The sequence below is a fragment of the Streptomyces scabichelini genome, assembly GCF_011045015.1.
Taxonomy (GTDB): Bacteria; Actinomycetota; Actinomycetes; order Streptomycetales; family Streptomycetaceae; genus Streptomyces; species Streptomyces scabichelini.
This window is the reverse complement of sequence record NZ_JAAKZY010000250.1, coordinates 1-14641: the sequence shown is the minus strand read 5'-3', so window position 1 is coordinate 14641 and position 14641 is coordinate 1. Positions and strand designations below refer to the sequence as shown.

Here is a 14641-nt window from a genome sequence, read left to right as displayed (position 1 = left end):
CCCCCAGCGGCCCCACTCCGTCCGAGCCGGACCCGACCCCCACGGAACCCGGGGGCTCGCCCCCGCCACCGAGCACCGACGGCACCCCGAGCCCTGGGGTACCGGAAAGCTAGCCCTGGTGGACGCCGCAGGCCCCATAGCGGCGGGTCAGCACCCGTCGGGTCGACTCGCGTCAGTCGACCGTCCCCGGTCAGTCGACCGGCCCCCGTCAGCCGACCGGATCCGCCGGATGCGGTGCCACCAGCGGCAGCTGGGACGCCAGTCGCTCCTCGCACAGCTCCACCAGCCGGTCGTACGCCGCCTTGCCCATCATCTCGATGAGCTCGGGCCGGTACGAGACGTACACCGGTTCGCCCGCCCCATGCGCGGAGGTCGCCGACGTGCACCACCAGTGCAGGTCGTGCCCGCCCGGACCCCAGCCGCGGCGGTCGTACTCGCCGATCGAGACCTGCAGCACGCGGGTGTCGTCGGGCCGGTCGATCCAGTCGTACGTCCGTCGCACGGGCAGCTGCCAGCAGACGTCCGGCTTGGTCTCCAGGGGCTCGCGGCCCTCCCTCAGGGCCAGGATGTGCAGCGAGCAGCCCGCGCCGGCCTCGAAACCGGGACGGTTCTGGAAGATGCACGAGCCCTGGTACGGGCGGGTCTGCCGGGAGCCCTCCTCGTCCGTCGAGACCCAGCCGGTCTCCGTCCCGACGTCGTGGTTCTGCCAGATCTCCGGCGTGAGTCTCGCCACGTGCTCGGCGACGCGCTTCTCGTCGTCCTCGTCCGAGAAGTGGGCGCCGAGCGTGCAGCACCCGTCGTCCGCGCGACCCGCCTGGATGCCCTGGCAGCCGCTTCCGAAGATGCAGTTCCAGCGAGAGGTCAGCCATGTCAGATCGCAGCGGAAGACCTGCTCGTCGTCGGCCGGATCCGGGAACTCCACCCACGCGCGCGCGAAGTCGAGCCCCTTCTCGTCCGGCTCGGACGCCGGGACAGCGGCCGTCTTCGGAAAGTTCTTCGGGGACTTCTGGGGAGAGTCCTTCGGGGAGTTCTTCGGGGACTTCTTGGTCTTGCCGGCCGCCTTCGCCTGCGAAGAACCCTTGGCTGATGTGGCTGAGCTTGCCGATTTGTCGGTCTTCGCCTTTTTCGTCTTTGGCACGGCTCCAGGGTAAGTCGCCAGGGTTCGCTCCGGGGACCAGCGGGGGGCCTGCTCGCAGTAGCGTTCGGTACATGAGACTCGGTGTCCTCGACGTGGGTTCGAACACGGTGCATCTGCTGGTGGTGGATGCACACCCCGGCGCGCGCCCGCTGCCCGCGCATTCGCACAAGGCGGAGCTGCGGCTCGCCCAACTTCTCGACGAGAGCGGGTCGATCGGCCCGGAGGGCGTCGACAAACTGATCTCCGTCGTCCAGAAGGCGCTCGAGGCGGCCGAGGACAAGGGCGTCGAGGACGTGCTGACGTTCGCGACCTCCGCCGTGCGTGAGGCGAGCAACGCCGACGACGTACTGGACCGGGTGCGTGCCGCGACCGGCGTCGAGCTGCAGGTCCTCACCGGCGAGGAGGAGGCGCGGCTCACGTTCCTCGCCGCCCGCCGCTGGTTCGGCTGGTCGGCCGGGAAGCTGCTGGTCATCGACATCGGCGGCGGCTCCCTGGAGATCGCGTACGGCATCGACGAGGAACCGGACGCGGCGGTGTCGCTGCCGCTCGGCGCGGGACGGCTGACGGCCTCCTGGCTGCCGGGCGATCCGCCGGACCCGGCGGACGTCAAGGCGCTGCGTCGGCATGTACGCGCCCAGATCGCCCGTACGGTCGGGGAATTCAGCCGCTTCGGGGCGCCCGACCACGTGGTCGCCACCTCCAAGACGTTCCGGCAACTCGCCCGCATCGCGGGCGCGGCACGTTCGGCCGAGGGCCTCTACGTCCAGCGCGAACTCAAGCGCAGGTCCCTGGAGGACTGGGTCCCCCAGCTCGCCACGATGACCGCCGAGCAGCGCGCCGAGCTCCCCGGCGTCTCCGAGGGCCGAGCAGGCCAACTCGTGGCGGGCGCCCTGGTGGCGGAGGCCGCGATGGACCTCTTCGGCGTGGAAACACTGGAAATCTGCCCCTGGGCCCTGAGAGAGGGCGTGATCCTACGACGCCTGGACCACATGGGCTCCGAGGAACAACGGGTGAGCTGAAGCGCCGCGAGTGGGGCGCCCCGAGGGGAGCGCCCCATAGGGGCGCGGGGAACTGCGCGACCAGCCAGACACAACCCGCACGCGCGCACGGCGAAATCCCCGAACGGTGAATAGGCGCACCCCGACGACAAGAAACGGCACCCTTCGGCCAACGCGAACCGCCCCCGCCCAACCGCCGGAGGCAACCCGTACTCTGTCCTTCGTGGCAGAACCAGTGGTCCGCATCCCGGATGCGAAGGTCGCGCTGTCGACGGCCTCTGTCTATCCGGAGTCGACGGCGACGGCCTTCGAGATCGCCGCGCGCCTCGGGTACGACGGGGTCGAGGTCATGGTGTGGACCGACCCGGTCAGCCAGGACATCGAGGCGCTGCGCAGGCTCAGCGACTACCACCGGATCCCGGTCCTGGCCGTCCACGCCCCCTGTCTGCTGATCACCCAGCGCGTCTGGTCCACCGACCCGTGGGTCAAGCTCCAGCGCGCCCGGGCCGCCGCCGAGAAGCTCGGCGCCTCCACGGTCGTCGTCCATCCGCCGTTCCGCTGGCAGCGCCAGTACGCCCGCGATTTCGTCACCGGAATCTGGCGGATGGCCAACGAGACGGACGTACGATTCGCCGTCGAAAACATGTACCCCTGGCGCTACCGCGACCGCGAGATGCTCGCGTACGCCCCCGACTGGGACGTGACGAAGGACGACTACCGGCACTTCACGATCGACCTGAGCCACGCCTCCACGGCCCGCAGCGACGCCATGGAGATGGTCGACCGCATGGGTGACCGCCTCGGCCATGTCCACCTGGCCGACGGCCGGGGCTCGGCGAAGGACGAGCACCTCGTGCCGGGACGCGGCAATCAGCCGTGCGCCGAGCTCCTGGAGCGGCTCGCCCTGAGCGGCTTCGACGGCCATGTCGTCATCGAGGTCAACACCCGCCGGGCCATGTCGAGCGCCGAACGCGAGGCCGACCTGGCGGAGGCCCTGGCCTTCACCCGGCTCCACCTCGCCTCGGCGCTCAGGGTCGCCGGCTCATGACCAGCGCCGCCCCGCGCCGCCGGGGACGCCCCTCCCGTACGGACTCCGCGGACACCCCCGCCGCCCGGGACCGCATCCTGACGGCGGCCCGCGAGGAGTTCTCCGAGCGGGGCTACGAGAAGACGTCCGTACGCGGCATCGCCAAGGCCGCGGGTGTGGACTCGGCGCTCGTGCACCATTACTTCGGCACCAAGGAGCAGGTCTTCGAGGCGGCCGTCGAGGTCGCCTTCGGACCCGTCCTGAACGCCCCCGGCTCGATCGCCGAGGGCCCCCTCGACGGCGTCGGTGAGCGGCTGGCCCGCTTCTTCTTCGGGGTATGGGAGAACCCGGCGACGCGTACGCCACTGCTCGCGATCGTTCGCTCCGCCATGAACAACGAGGCCGCGGCAGCCGTCTTCCGCCGCCTCGTCTCCAGCCAGGTGCTGCGCCGCGTCGCCAAGCAGCTCGACCTCCCGGACGCGGAGCTGCGCGCCGAGCTCGCGGCCGCCCAGCTCGTCGGGATCGCGCTGCTGCGGTATGTGATCAAGGTGGAGCCGCTGGCGTCGGCTGACCCGGAGGAGATCATCACGCGGGTCGCACCGGTGGTACAGGGACATCTGACGGGGTCGTGAACGAGCCCCCTCAGCACGGCCGCCGCAGGCTCCTCGGCCCGGTCGCCGAAGACTCCTCGGCGCGGCCGCCGATCGAGACGTGCATCCCGTATCCCGGACGAGCTGTCCGGATCCTGGAGCACCGGCGTAGGCTCGACACCTGTCAGAACTCTCTGCAGGACTCTCTGAAGGTCTCTGCAGGCCTCTGAAAAGTCTTCGAAGGTCACTGAAGGAGCGAGCGACGATGCCCGAGCTGAGGTCCCGCACTGTCACCCACGGCCGCAACATGGCGGGCGCCCGCGCCCTTATGCGCGCCTCCGGTGTACCGGGCGCGGACATCGGCCGGAAGCCGATCATCGCGGTCGCCAACTCCTTCACGGAGTTCGTGCCCGGCCACACCCACCTCCAGCCGGTCGGCCGGATCGTGAGCGAGGCGATCACGGCGGCCGGGGGCATCCCGCGCGAGTTCAACACGATCGCGGTCGACGACGGCATCGCGATGGGTCACGGCGGCATGCTGTACTCCCTGCCCTCCCGCGACCTGATCGCGGACAGCGTCGAGTACATGGTGGAAGCCCACTGCGCCGACGCCCTGATCTGCATCTCCAACTGCGACAAGATCACCCCCGGCATGCTCATGGCGGCCCTGCGCCTGAACATCCCGACGGTCTTCGTCTCCGGCGGCCCCATGGAGTCCGGCCGCGCGACGCTGGTCGACGGCACGGTCCGTACGCTCGACCTGGTCGACGCGATCTCCGACGCCGTCAACGACAAGGTCTCGGACGAGGACATCCTCCGTATCGAGGAGAACGCCTGTCCGACCTGCGGTTCCTGCTCCGGCATGTTCACCGCCAACTCGATGAACTGCCTGACCGAGGCCATCGGCCTGTCCCTCCCCGGCAACGGCTCGGTGCTGGCCACGCACACGGCCCGCAAGGACCTGTACGAGCGTGCCGGCGCCACCGTCGTCGAGCTGGCCAAGCGCTACTACGACGAGGACGACGCCTCCGTCCTCCCGCGTGCCATCGCCACGCACGCCGCCTTCGAGAACGCCATGGCCCTCGACATCGCCATGGGCGGCTCCACCAACACGATCCTGCACCTGCTGGCCGCCGCCAAGGAGGCCGAGGTCGACTACGACCTCACCGACATCGACGCCGTCTCGCGCCGCGTCCCCTGCCTGGCGAAGGTCGCGCCCAACGTCGCGGCGACGCGGACGTACTACATGGAGGACGTGCACCGCGCAGGCGGCATCCCCGCGATCCTCGGCGAGCTTTACCGCGGCGGCCTGCTGAACGAGGACGTCCACACCGTCCACAGCCCCTCGATCAAGGAGTGGCTGGACGCGTGGGACATCCGCAGCGGCTCGACGGCGGAGGAGGCCGTGGAGCTGTGGCACGCGGCCCCCGGCTGCAGGCGTTCCGCCGAGGCCTTCTCCCAGTCCGAGCGCTGGGAGGAGCTCGACACGGACGCGGCGAACGGCTGCATCCGCGATGTCGCCCACGCGTACTCGAAGGACGGCGGCCTCGCCGTGCTCAAGGGCAATCTCGCCGTGGACGGCTGCGTCGTGAAGACGGCCGGCGTCGACGCGTCGATCTGGACCTTCGAGGGTCCGGCGGTGGTCTGCGAGTCGCAGGAGGAGGCCGTCGAGAAGATCCTGGCCAAGCAGGTCAAGGAGGGCGACGTGGTGGTCATCCGCTACGAGGGCCCCAAGGGCGGCCCCGGCATGCAGGAGATGCTCTACCCGACGTCCTTCCTGAAGGGCCGCGGCCTCGGCAAGGCCTGCGCCCTCGTCACCGACGGCCGTTTCTCCGGCGGCACCTCGGGCCTGTCGATCGGCCACGCCTCGCCCGAGGCGGCGTCCGGCGGCACGATCGCCCTCGTCCAGGACGGCGACCGCATCCGCATCGACATCCCGAACCGCTCGATCGAGCTGTTGGTCTCCGAAGAGGAGCTGGCCACCCGCCGTACGGCCCTGAACGGGGCGTACGCCCCGAAGAACCGCGACCGAAAGGTCTCGGCGGCCCTGAAGGCGTACGCGGCGATGGCGACGAGTGCGGACAAGGGCGCGGTGCGGGACGTCTCGATGCTGGGCTGACGCCCCGTACGCCCCTGGTAAGGCGTAGGTAAAAAAACGCCCCTCGCAGCGCAACTGTGCCGCTGCGAGGGGCGTCTTATGTGTGCAGAGCATGCCAAGTGACGGTACGTCTCCGCGTATCGTCCGCAAACGGGGGAGAACAGAATGAGTGAGAAGCTCGCTGGGAGAGCCACCGAGAGTGAGGCAGGCACTGCGGGGGAGTCGGGCACCGAGGAGCTGTCCGCCACCGCGACGGCAGCGGCCACCTACACCGTGGTCGCCGACGTGAACGTGCGCTCCGGTCCCAGCACCTCGTACGCCATCGTGGGGCGCCTGTCCGCCGGAACCAGGGTCACCATCTACTGCCAGACCCCGGGCCAGAACATCACGGGCCCGCTGGGGACCTCCAACATCTGGGACCGCGTGGGCAGCGGCCGCTACGTCAGCGACACCTATGTCCGGACCGGAAGCAGCGGCTACGTGGCGCCGCGCTGCTGACACCGGGCGCTCGGCCGTTCGGCCGTTCGGTTGTGGGGCCGCCGGGGCGTCACCCCGCCCTCGGCGGCTTCCGCACGTCGAAGCCGAACACCGTGTTGCCGCTCGCCGTCCCGATCAGTGCCCGCCCGGAGAACACCACGCGCCCGCTGGTCATGGAGTCGGCCATGCCGCCGCCCGCCCCCTGCGGATCCGACGTCCACAGGACGCGGCCGTCGTCGGGATCGAGGGCGGTCACGCGCCCGCTGGCCGAGCTGAAGTACAGGACGCCGCCCGAGGCCGTCGGACCGGACGCGGCCTCCACGCTCGTCTGGCGGGTCCAGGCCTCCTTGCCGGTCGCCGGGTCCACCGCGGTGATCAGACCCGCGGTCCCGGAGAAGTAGACCTTGTTTCCGGCCAGCCCCGGAACCGCGCCGGAGTACCGGCTCGGCAGCACCGCCGACGTGACCTGGCCGGTCCGCGGATCGAGGCGCATCACCTTGGAGAACCCGTCGGTTGCCACGCCCGTGCGGTGCTCCTCCAGCAGGACGAGTGAGCCGTCGGCCGCGCCGCCCAGCGGCAGCACGTCGCCCGTGACCCGCATGGCCTTCCCGAGCCGCCCGGTCGCGACGTCGACCGTGTGGAAGGACTTCTGGCTCACCTCGAGCGCGTCGACCTCGGACCGGGAGGCGCACACCGCGTAGACGCGCTTGCCCGCGACCAGCGGCGTACACGTGGAACCGTCCGGGAAGGGCGTGCTCCACTGCGTCTTCCCGGTGGCGGCTTCGCGGGCCACCAACCGGGATTCGGACGCGTCGGCCGCGTACACCGAGAAGCCCAGCAGCACGGCCTCGGTGGGCTGCCCGACGAGAGAGGTCGCGTCGCTGCCCAGCGGCGCCGACCACAGCTCCTCGCCGTCCGTGGCGGTCAGGGCGACCACCTCCTCCGCGTCGCCGTCGTCCCCGGTCCGGTAACCGAGAACGGTGTCCCCGGAAACGCCGACGAAGTGCATGTTGTGCACGGGAACCCCGGGATTCGCCCGGCTCCACACCCGGGTGCCGTCCGCGGTGTCGATCCGCGTGGCGACGACCCCGCCGCCCCCGCAGTACACGGAGTCGCCCCGCGCCGCACAGCGCAGCTCGTCGGGGATGTTCCGTCCGCCGCGCACGGACACCTTCCACCGCCCGAACCCGTCGGGCAGGCGCGCGTCGGAGGCGCTCACGGTCCTGCGGTCGCCGTCGGGAGGGCTGTCCTGGGCTTGCGTCGCCCCGGGGCCGGACTGCAGGACGGCGGCCCCGCCCGCGATGGCGGCCACCGCGGCGGCGCACGCGACGACGGCGCGCCAGCGGCGGCGCAGCGTACGGCCGGCGGTCGGGCCGCCATCGTGGGCGCCCACGGGCTCCGTCGCGGGATCGTTCGCGGGATTCCTCACGGACTGCTTGGGACGCCCGGTGAGCAGCCGGGTGTTCGTGTCCGCATTCGCATCCGTGCCTGTGTCCTGCGCGTCCGGCCTGGCGGAGACCCCTGACTCGGGCTGCCCCAAGTCCTCCGGGAGGGTGCGCAGTTGCATCAGCAGTTCGTCGGCGGAGGGACGGTTCTTCGGCTCCTTGGAGAGACACGGCTCGACGAGCGTGCGCAGCGCGTCGGGCACCCGGTCCAGCGCCGGATCCTCGTGCACGACCTGATACGCCGTCATGTACGGGCTGTCCGCGTCGAAGGGCCCCTGCCCGGTCGCCGCGTAGACCAGCAGCGTGCCCAGCGAGAACACGTCCGACTCGGGGCCGACCTCCCGCGGAGCCTGCAACTGCTCGGGCGACATGAACGGGGGAGTGCCGATGACCCGGCCCGTCATGGTCAGCGTCTGGTGGTCGGCGGCACGCGAGATGCCGAAGTCGATGACGCGGGGACCCTCCGGCGACAGCACGACGTTGGACGGCTTGAGGTCGCGGTGCACCACGCCGGCGCGGTGGATGTCGCGCAGCGCCTCGGTCAGCCCGATGGCGAGCATGCGCAGCTCGGCTCCGCCCAGCGAGCCGGCCGCACCGATGCGTTGGGCCAGCGTGGGGCCCGAAATGTACGCCGTGGCCATCCACGGGTGGTGGCTCTCGACGTCCGCGTCGACCACGGCCGCGGTGAAGACACCACTGACCCGCCGGGCGGCCGACACCTCCTGCCGGAAGCGAGTCCTGAACTCCTCGTCGTCCGCGAACTGCTGATGGATCAGCTTGATCGCGATGGGCCGGCCCGATGCCGTACGCGACAGGAAGACCGAGCCCATCCCGCCCGCACCCAGGCGTGCCTCCAACGGGTAGCCGCCGATCTCCTCCGGATCTCCTGCGCGGAGCTGCACGGCCGCCTCACCTCCCCCGTACGTCACATCGGTGCCCACCCAAACTAGCGTCCCCATCGGCGGCCGGGGCCATCGGCCGGGCAGGAGGGCGGCCTCCGCAACCAGCAGCGGGGACGATAATCGGCCCATGAGCGACGAAACCGGACCCGGCGTCTCCGCGAGCCGCAACCCCACGGGCCGCAACCCCACGGGGAACCCCACGGGCCCTCAGCCCGAACCCCTCCGCTTCTTCGGCACCACCTGGGTGCGGCACGACGGCGGATACGTGGCGCGCCGCGCCGGGGTCGCCGTCGGGGCGCTCGCCGCGGCCGTCGTCGCGTGCCTGGTGCTGCGGTTCGCCTTCGAGGGGCTGCAGATCGCGGCCGTCGGCGGACTGGTGAACCTGCTCGTCGTCGTGATGTTCGCGGTGTGCAGCGCGATCGCCTTCCGTCGCACCTGGCAGGGGTTCCGCGAACGGGCCGACCCGGAGATGCAGGCGCGCCTGCGCAGCCTGATGGCCATCGGGTTCGTCGGCTCCCTCCTCGCGTACTTCGTCCGCTCCCTCACCGAGGCCCCGGGCGAGGGGCTGCTGCGTACCGAGTACGAGGAGGCCCGGGAGCGGTACGAGCGACGCAGTGTGCGACGCACCGGCAATCCGGCGAAGTCGAGGAGCAACGCGTCGAAGAACAGCTCGTCGAAGAGCAACGCGTCGAAGAACAGCTCGTCAAAGAGCAACTCGGTGAAGAGCAGCTCGCCGAAGAGCACCCCGGCGAACAAGCGCCAGCGCTGATCAGCCGCCGTGCGAGGCAGGATGACGGGATGACGTCCACACAGCCCGACTCGCTTGCCCGGCGCGCCCATTCCTTCAACGCGGTCGCCGCCCAGTACGCCGCGAACCGCCCCTCCTACCCGCCCGCCCTCTTCGACGCGGTCGAGCGCCTCGCGGGCCGTACCCTCACCGGCGCCCGGGTCGTCGACGTGGGCGCCGGAACCGGCATAGCCACCGCCCTGCTGCGCGAGCGCGGCGCCCGGGTCGTCGCCGTCGAGCCCGGCGAGGGCATGGCGGCCCAGTTCCGCCGGACGCTCCCGGACGCGCCGATCGTGCGCGGCAACGGCAACGCCCTGCCGTTCACCGACGCCTCCGCCGACTTCCTCACCTACGCCCAGGCCTGGCACTGGACCGACCCGGCCCGCTCGCTCCCGGAGGCGATGCGCGTACTGCGGCCGGGCGGGGCGCTGGCCCTGTGGTGGAACATGGACGCCAAGGACGTACCGTGGCTCGCCGCGCAGGCGGAACGCGTGGAGCGGTACGTCGGCATCGACAAGAAGCACGGCGGCTTCCGCGCCGAGGCCGCGTTCGCCGGAGCGCCGTACGCACCGCGGTTCGCCCACTGCCAGGTCCGGTGGAGCCGCACCGTCCCACTCGACACCCACCTCGCCAACATCGGCAGTCATTCGGTCTTCCTCGTCCTCGGCGAGGAGAAGACCACGGCCTTCCTCGCCGAGGAGCGCACCCACCTCCTGGAGACCTTCCCGGACGGAATGGTCGAAGAGGTCTACGACGTCGACGTGATCGTGGCACCCCACTCCTGAGCCCGCCTCCGCACTGCGGGCCGACCCTCCTCCCGCACACACCGCTCCCGCGAGCCTCACCCCCTCCGGGGATGCCAACCCCGGAGGCAGCCCTGGCTGCGCTCCGGCCTGCCGTGCTTGACGAGGCGACTCCGCGGGAGCATTATTCATCACATGATGAATAACTCCCTCGATCCCCCAGACACGCCTCAGTCATCCCCCACGGCCTCAGCGATCCGCGCAGCCGACCTCACCGTCGTCCGAGGCACCCGCCAGGTCCTGCGCGGGCTCGATTTCGCCGTGCCCAGGGGCCAGATCACCGGTCTGCTCGGGCCGTCCGGGTGCGGGAAGTCGACCTTGATGAGGGCGATCGTCGGCACACAGGCCAAGGTGACGGGCACCCTGGAAGTCCTCGGCCGCCCGGCAGGCGACGCGGTACTCCGCTCACGTATCGGCTACGTCACCCAAGCTCCCTCCGTGTACGACGACCTGACGGTCCACCAGAACCTTGACTACTTCGCCGCGATCCTCGACCCCGGCCGCGCTTCAGCCGAGCGCCGGCGCGAGAACGTCACCCACGCCATCGCCGACGTAGACCTCACCTCGCACGCCGACGCTCTCGCGGGCAACCTCTCCGGCGGCCAGCGCAGCCGCGTCTCCCTCGCCGTCGCGCTCCTGGGCACCCCGGAGCTGCTCGTCCTCGACGAACCCACCGTCGGCCTCGACCCCGTACTCCGCCGCGACCTGTGGAACCTCTTCCACACGATCGCCGCCGAACGCGGCGCCACCCTCCTCGTCTCCTCCCACGTCATGGACGAAGCCGAGCGCTGCCACCGGCTGCTCCTGATGCGCGAGGGCGAGATCCTCGCCGACGACACCCCGGACGCCCTGCGCCACAACACCGGCGCCGACACCGTCGAGGCCGCCTTCCTCCTCCTGGTCGACGAGGCGATCGCGGCCGGCCACCAGAAGGAGTCCGCCCGATGAACACCAGCACCAGCACCAGCACCACCACGCGTACGAGCACGACCACGCCCCCGAGGCCGAGCGCGATCAACTACTCCCGCACCACCGCCACGGCAACCCGCGTCCTGCGCCAACTCGGCCACGACCCGCGCACCATCGCGATGATGATCCTCATCCCGTGCGTGATGCTCCTGCTGCTCCGCTATGTCTTCGACGGCAGCCCGCGCACCTTCGACTCCATCGGCGCCTCCCTCCTCGGCATCTTCCCGCTGATCACGATGTTCCTGGTGACCTCCATCGCCACCCTCCGCGAACGCACCTCCGGCACCCTGGAACGCCTCCTCGCCATGCCCCTCGGCAAGGCCGACCTCATCGCGGGCTACGCCCTCGCCTTCGGCGTCCTCGCCATCGTCCAGTCCGCCCTCGCCACGGGTCTCGCAGTCTGGACGCTGGGTCTCGATGTCACGGGCTCGGCCTGGCTCCTCCTGCTCGTGGCTCTTCTCGACGCCCTGCTGGGCACGGCCCTGGGCCTCTTCGTGTCGGCTTTCGCCTCCTCGGAATTCCAGGCCGTCCAGTTCATGCCGGCGGTGATCTTCCCCCAGCTCCTCCTCTGCGGCCTCTTCACTCCCCGTCCCAACATGCACCCCGTCCTCGAAGGCATCTCCAACGTCCTCCCCATGTCGTACGCCGTCGACGGCATGAACGAAGTCCTCAAGCACACCGACGTCACTGCCGACTTCATCCGCGACGTCCTGATCGTCGCGGCCTGCGCCCTCCTGGTCCTCACCCTCGGTGCGGCCACCCTCCGCCGCCGCACGGCGTAGCGCCGCCGCCCCCCCCTGGACCCCGGGTGCGTCCGCAGCAGGCCATTCCGCCCACCGGACAACTCGGCCCACCCCGTGACCCCGGTGCGAGGATGGGCCTTGGACGACGCACCCCGCCCGGAGGGCAACCGAACATGACCCAGAAAGTCGCAGTGCTCGGCACCGGCAAGATCGGCGAAGCCCTGCTCAGCGGAATGATCCGAGCCGGCTGGTCCCCCGCCGACCTCCTGGTCACCACACGCCGCCCGGAGCGAGCCGAAGAGCTCCGCACCCGCTACGGCGTCACCCCGGTCACCAACCCCGAGGCAGCCAAGACGGCCGACACCCTGATCCTCACGGTCAAGCCCCAGGACATGGGCGCCCTCCTCGATGAACTTGCCCCACACGTCCCCACCGACCGCCTGGTCATCAGCGGCGCAGCGGGCATCCCCACCTCCTTCTTCGAGGAGCGCCTCGCCGTGGGCACCCCTGTCGTCCGTGTCATGACGAACACCCCTGCCCTCGTCGACGAGGCCATGTCCGTCATCTCCGCCGGCAGCCACGCCACCGCCGAGCACCTCGCCCACGCCGAGGAGATCTTCGGCGCCGTCGGCAAGACACTCCGCGTCCCCGAGTCCCAGCAGGACGCCTGCACCGCCCTCTCCGGCTCGGGGCCGGCGTACTTCTTCTACCTGGTCGAGGCCATGACCGACGCGGGCATCCTCCTCGGCCTGCCCCGCGACAAGGCACACGACCTCATCGTCCAGTCCGCGATCGGCGCCGCCGTGATGCTCCGCGACAGCGGCGAGCACCCCGTGAAGCTCCGCGAGAACGTCACGTCCCCCGCGGGCACCACGATCAGCGCGATCCGCGAACTGGAGAACCACGGCGTACGCGCCGCCCTCATCGCCGCCCTCGAGGCAGCCCGCAACCGCGGCCGCGAACTGGCATCCGGCAACGGCTAAAAGACCCGGGGCCGGGCCCGATCCCGGCCCCGCCGCTCTTCAGCCCCGCCGCTCTTCAAGCAGGCGGCAGCAACCCGATCGCCCGGTACGCCACGTCCACTCTCGGCCTCGCCATCTCCCTGGCCTTCTCCGCACCGTCCCGCAACACCGTTCCTGAAGACTGAGCAGAAGTGAGCCTGGTCAGCCGCACGCCCCGAACGGTCTTGGGCGCACTGGTCCCCGGCGTACTCAACCCCAGGGCGGCGACACGCATCCTGTGCGTGGTCCGGGCCTGGGAGGCCAGTTCCCTGCGCGATCTGGCCAGGGGTACGGCCAGTGGCGACGGGGAGGCCCCGAACCATCCTCTGGTGGAGCGGGGGCCCCGCACGCTGGCGCCGTACTGGCGTCCCAGATCGCATGATCACGTTAACCTGGACGGCTCACGGTGCCGTAACCTTGTGAGCCGACGATCACACGATCGAGCTAACTCGACCTCGTGCACCCTCTCCTATGAGCAGCTCCCTACGGCTGGTTGAACCGCACCGCCAGATCCCGCGCCAGCTCCACATGCTGCGTCTGGTCGTCCCCGACCGGCACCTCGTCCGTCCCGTACGCCAGGATGTCCGCCGCCATCAGCACGGGATACGTCAGCAGCGACAGCCGTACGCTCCCACCCCGCCCCCGCTCGACCGCAGCCTTCTCCTTGTACTGGATCATCCGCCGCATCTCCCCGTCCGAGGCGACGCACTCGAGCAGATACGACAGCCGCGCGTGCTCATCGACATGACTCTGTACGAAGACGGTGCACAGCTTGGGATCGATCCCCGAGGCCAGCAACAGCGTGGCCGCCTGACGACTGAGCCTGCGCACCCGCCCGGGATCGCGCTCCACGGTGAGCGCGTGCAGGTCGACGATGCAGAACAGCGCGTCGGCGCGGTGCTGATCGACATCAGCCCACCGCCGCACGGCCCCCAAGTAGTTCCCCAGCGTCAGATGCCCCGTCGGCTTGACCCCACTGAAGATCCGCGTCATCTCTCCACCTCCTGGTCAGGACCGCCGCTACCCGCCGGCCGGCGCCCCAGGAGGGAGATAGGAGAACGGCCGCCGAGGCGGCGGCCGTTGAGTACATGCGTGAGCACGGCCGCCCTCAGGCGGCCCACCACAGTTGGGTGCACGCATGCGTCGTCATGACTCCGAGGGTGCGCCTCCCGGGTGGCCTCTGGCGTGGAGTTGACACGCATCTACCCGCTCCGTAGTGTTCTCCGAGTTGTCCGACGTGAGCGCCGACTCCGGTCGGTCCCCGGACAGCCATTCCGCAGTAAGCATTCAACGATCGACGATCCGTCGTCGGTTCGTTTTCATGCGCGTTTGCGAAATGAGGAATCCGCGTTCGAAAGGGCGCGACCCCGATTAGCTCGGGGCTCGAGATTCCGCTAAAGTCTCACTCGTCGGAACGGCCGAACAGCCGTGAAGACAACCCCCTCCGACGGGAAATCTGGTCCGAAAGGATCTGATAGAGTCGGAAACGCAAGACCGAAGGGAAGCGCCCGGAGGAAAGCCGCGACAGAGTCTGTCGGGTGAGTACGAAGGAAGCGTCCGTTCCTTGAGAACTCAACAGCGTGCCAAAAATCAACGCCAGATATGTTGATACCCCGTCCATCGGAGACTTTTCCGGTGGCGAGGTTCCTTTGAAAAACAACAC

Annotated in this window: 12 protein-coding genes and 2 pseudogenes; 10 read left to right on the top strand and 4 right to left on the bottom strand. The window is 70.2% G+C overall.

What is annotated here, in order from left to right:
- Nucleotides 1-208: 208 nt before the first annotated feature.
- Complete coding sequence (locus G5C60_RS43695; protein WP_165268583.1) at nucleotides 209-1138, bottom strand: DUF3109 family protein; 930 nt, start codon at nucleotides 1136-1138, stop codon at nucleotides 209-211.
- A 71-nt stretch (nucleotides 1139-1209) separates the two neighbouring features.
- Here G5C60_RS43695 and G5C60_RS43690 point away from each other — a divergent pair, with 71 nt between their 5' ends.
- The 5 genes from G5C60_RS43690 (at nucleotide 1210) to G5C60_RS43670 (ending at nucleotide 6349) form a co-directional block, all read left to right on the top strand.
- Nucleotides 1210-2157, top strand: coding sequence for a Ppx/GppA family phosphatase (locus G5C60_RS43690; protein WP_165268581.1), 948 nt, complete (start codon nucleotides 1210-1212; stop codon nucleotides 2155-2157).
- Between the two features lie 202 nt (nucleotides 2158-2359).
- Complete coding sequence (locus tag G5C60_RS43685; protein WP_165268579.1) at nucleotides 2360-3184, top strand: TIM barrel protein; 825 nt, start codon at nucleotides 2360-2362, stop codon at nucleotides 3182-3184.
- Nucleotides 3181-3795 (top strand): TetR/AcrR family transcriptional regulator, encoded by a 615-nt coding sequence (locus tag G5C60_RS43680; RefSeq protein ID WP_165268577.1) that lies wholly within the window; start codon nucleotides 3181-3183, stop codon nucleotides 3793-3795. Before G5C60_RS43685 ends, G5C60_RS43680 begins: the two co-directional genes overlap by 4 nt.
- Nucleotides 3796-4018: 223 nt before the next feature.
- Nucleotides 4019-5872, top strand: coding sequence for a dihydroxy-acid dehydratase (gene ilvD, locus G5C60_RS43675; protein WP_165268575.1), 1854 nt, complete (start codon nucleotides 4019-4021; stop codon nucleotides 5870-5872).
- Nucleotides 5873-6016: 144 nt separating this feature from the next.
- Nucleotides 6017-6349 (top strand): SH3 domain-containing protein, encoded by a 333-nt coding sequence (locus tag G5C60_RS43670; protein WP_165268573.1) that lies wholly within the window; start codon nucleotides 6017-6019, stop codon nucleotides 6347-6349.
- Between the two features lie 49 nt (nucleotides 6350-6398).
- On the opposite strand, the gene G5C60_RS43665 is transcribed toward G5C60_RS43670, so the two are convergent.
- Nucleotides 6399-8675: a protein kinase domain-containing protein gene (locus G5C60_RS43665; protein WP_165268587.1), complete on the bottom strand. Its 2277-nt coding sequence runs from the start codon at nucleotides 8673-8675 to the stop codon at nucleotides 6399-6401.
- A 127-nt stretch (nucleotides 8676-8802) separates the two neighbouring features.
- On the opposite strand from G5C60_RS43665, the pseudogene G5C60_RS43660 reads away from it, so the two are divergent.
- The 5 genes and pseudogenes from G5C60_RS43660 to proC all read left to right on the top strand — a co-directional run.
- A pseudogene (locus tag G5C60_RS43660) lies at nucleotides 8803-9324 on the top strand (EamA/RhaT family transporter); the annotation flags it as partial.
- A gap of 149 nt (nucleotides 9325-9473) precedes the next feature.
- Nucleotides 9474-10247, top strand: coding sequence for a class I SAM-dependent methyltransferase (locus G5C60_RS43655; RefSeq protein ID WP_165268571.1), 774 nt, complete (start codon nucleotides 9474-9476; stop codon nucleotides 10245-10247).
- Nucleotides 10248-10400: 153 nt separating this feature from the next.
- Complete coding sequence (locus G5C60_RS43650) at nucleotides 10401-11213, top strand: ABC transporter ATP-binding protein (RefSeq protein ID WP_165268569.1); 813 nt, start codon at nucleotides 10401-10403, stop codon at nucleotides 11211-11213.
- Entirely contained in the window at nucleotides 11210-12016 is an 807-nt protein-coding gene (locus G5C60_RS43645; protein ID WP_206440738.1) for an ABC transporter permease, read from the top strand. The genes G5C60_RS43650 and G5C60_RS43645 overlap by 4 nt, the downstream gene beginning before the upstream one ends.
- A gap of 134 nt (nucleotides 12017-12150) precedes the next feature.
- Nucleotides 12151-12960 carry a pyrroline-5-carboxylate reductase gene (proC, locus tag G5C60_RS43640; RefSeq protein ID WP_165268567.1) on the top strand — a complete coding sequence of 270 codons (810 nt, stop codon included), beginning with the start codon at nucleotides 12151-12153 and terminating at the stop codon, nucleotides 12958-12960.
- Nucleotides 12961-13463: 503 nt separating this feature from the next.
- On the opposite strand, the pseudogene trpS reads toward proC, so the two are convergent.
- Together trpS and G5C60_RS51355 are read right to left on the bottom strand one after the other, a co-directional pair.
- A pseudogene (gene trpS, locus G5C60_RS43630) lies at nucleotides 13464-13971 on the bottom strand (tryptophan--tRNA ligase); the annotation flags it as partial.
- A gap of 409 nt (nucleotides 13972-14380) precedes the next feature.
- The coding region (locus G5C60_RS51355) for a hypothetical protein (RefSeq protein ID WP_206440737.1) at nucleotides 14381-14641 on the bottom strand (261 nt) is incomplete at its 5' end.

What these genes read in the sequence shown, in the direction of transcription:
- proC (WP_165268567.1), top strand. Translation starts at nt 12,151, where the DNA reads ATGACCCAGAAAGTCGCAGTGCTCGGCACCGGCAAGATCGGCGAAGCC.
- G5C60_RS43670 (WP_165268573.1), top strand. Translation starts at nt 6,017, where the DNA reads ATGAGTGAGAAGCTCGCTGGGAGAGCCACCGAGAGTGAGGCAGGCACT.
- G5C60_RS43655 (WP_165268571.1), top strand. Translation starts at nt 9,474, where the DNA reads ATGACGTCCACACAGCCCGACTCGCTTGCCCGGCGCGCCCATTCCTTC.
- G5C60_RS43650 (WP_165268569.1), top strand. Translation starts at nt 10,401, where the DNA reads ATGATGAATAACTCCCTCGATCCCCCAGACACGCCTCAGTCATCCCCC.
- G5C60_RS43645 (WP_206440738.1), top strand. Translation starts at nt 11,210, where the DNA reads ATGAACACCAGCACCAGCACCAGCACCACCACGCGTACGAGCACGACC.
- G5C60_RS43680 (WP_165268577.1), top strand. Translation starts at nt 3,181, where the DNA reads ATGACCAGCGCCGCCCCGCGCCGCCGGGGACGCCCCTCCCGTACGGAC.
- G5C60_RS43690 (WP_165268581.1), top strand. Translation starts at nt 1,210, where the DNA reads ATGAGACTCGGTGTCCTCGACGTGGGTTCGAACACGGTGCATCTGCTG.
- ilvD (WP_165268575.1), top strand. Translation starts at nt 4,019, where the DNA reads ATGCCCGAGCTGAGGTCCCGCACTGTCACCCACGGCCGCAACATGGCG.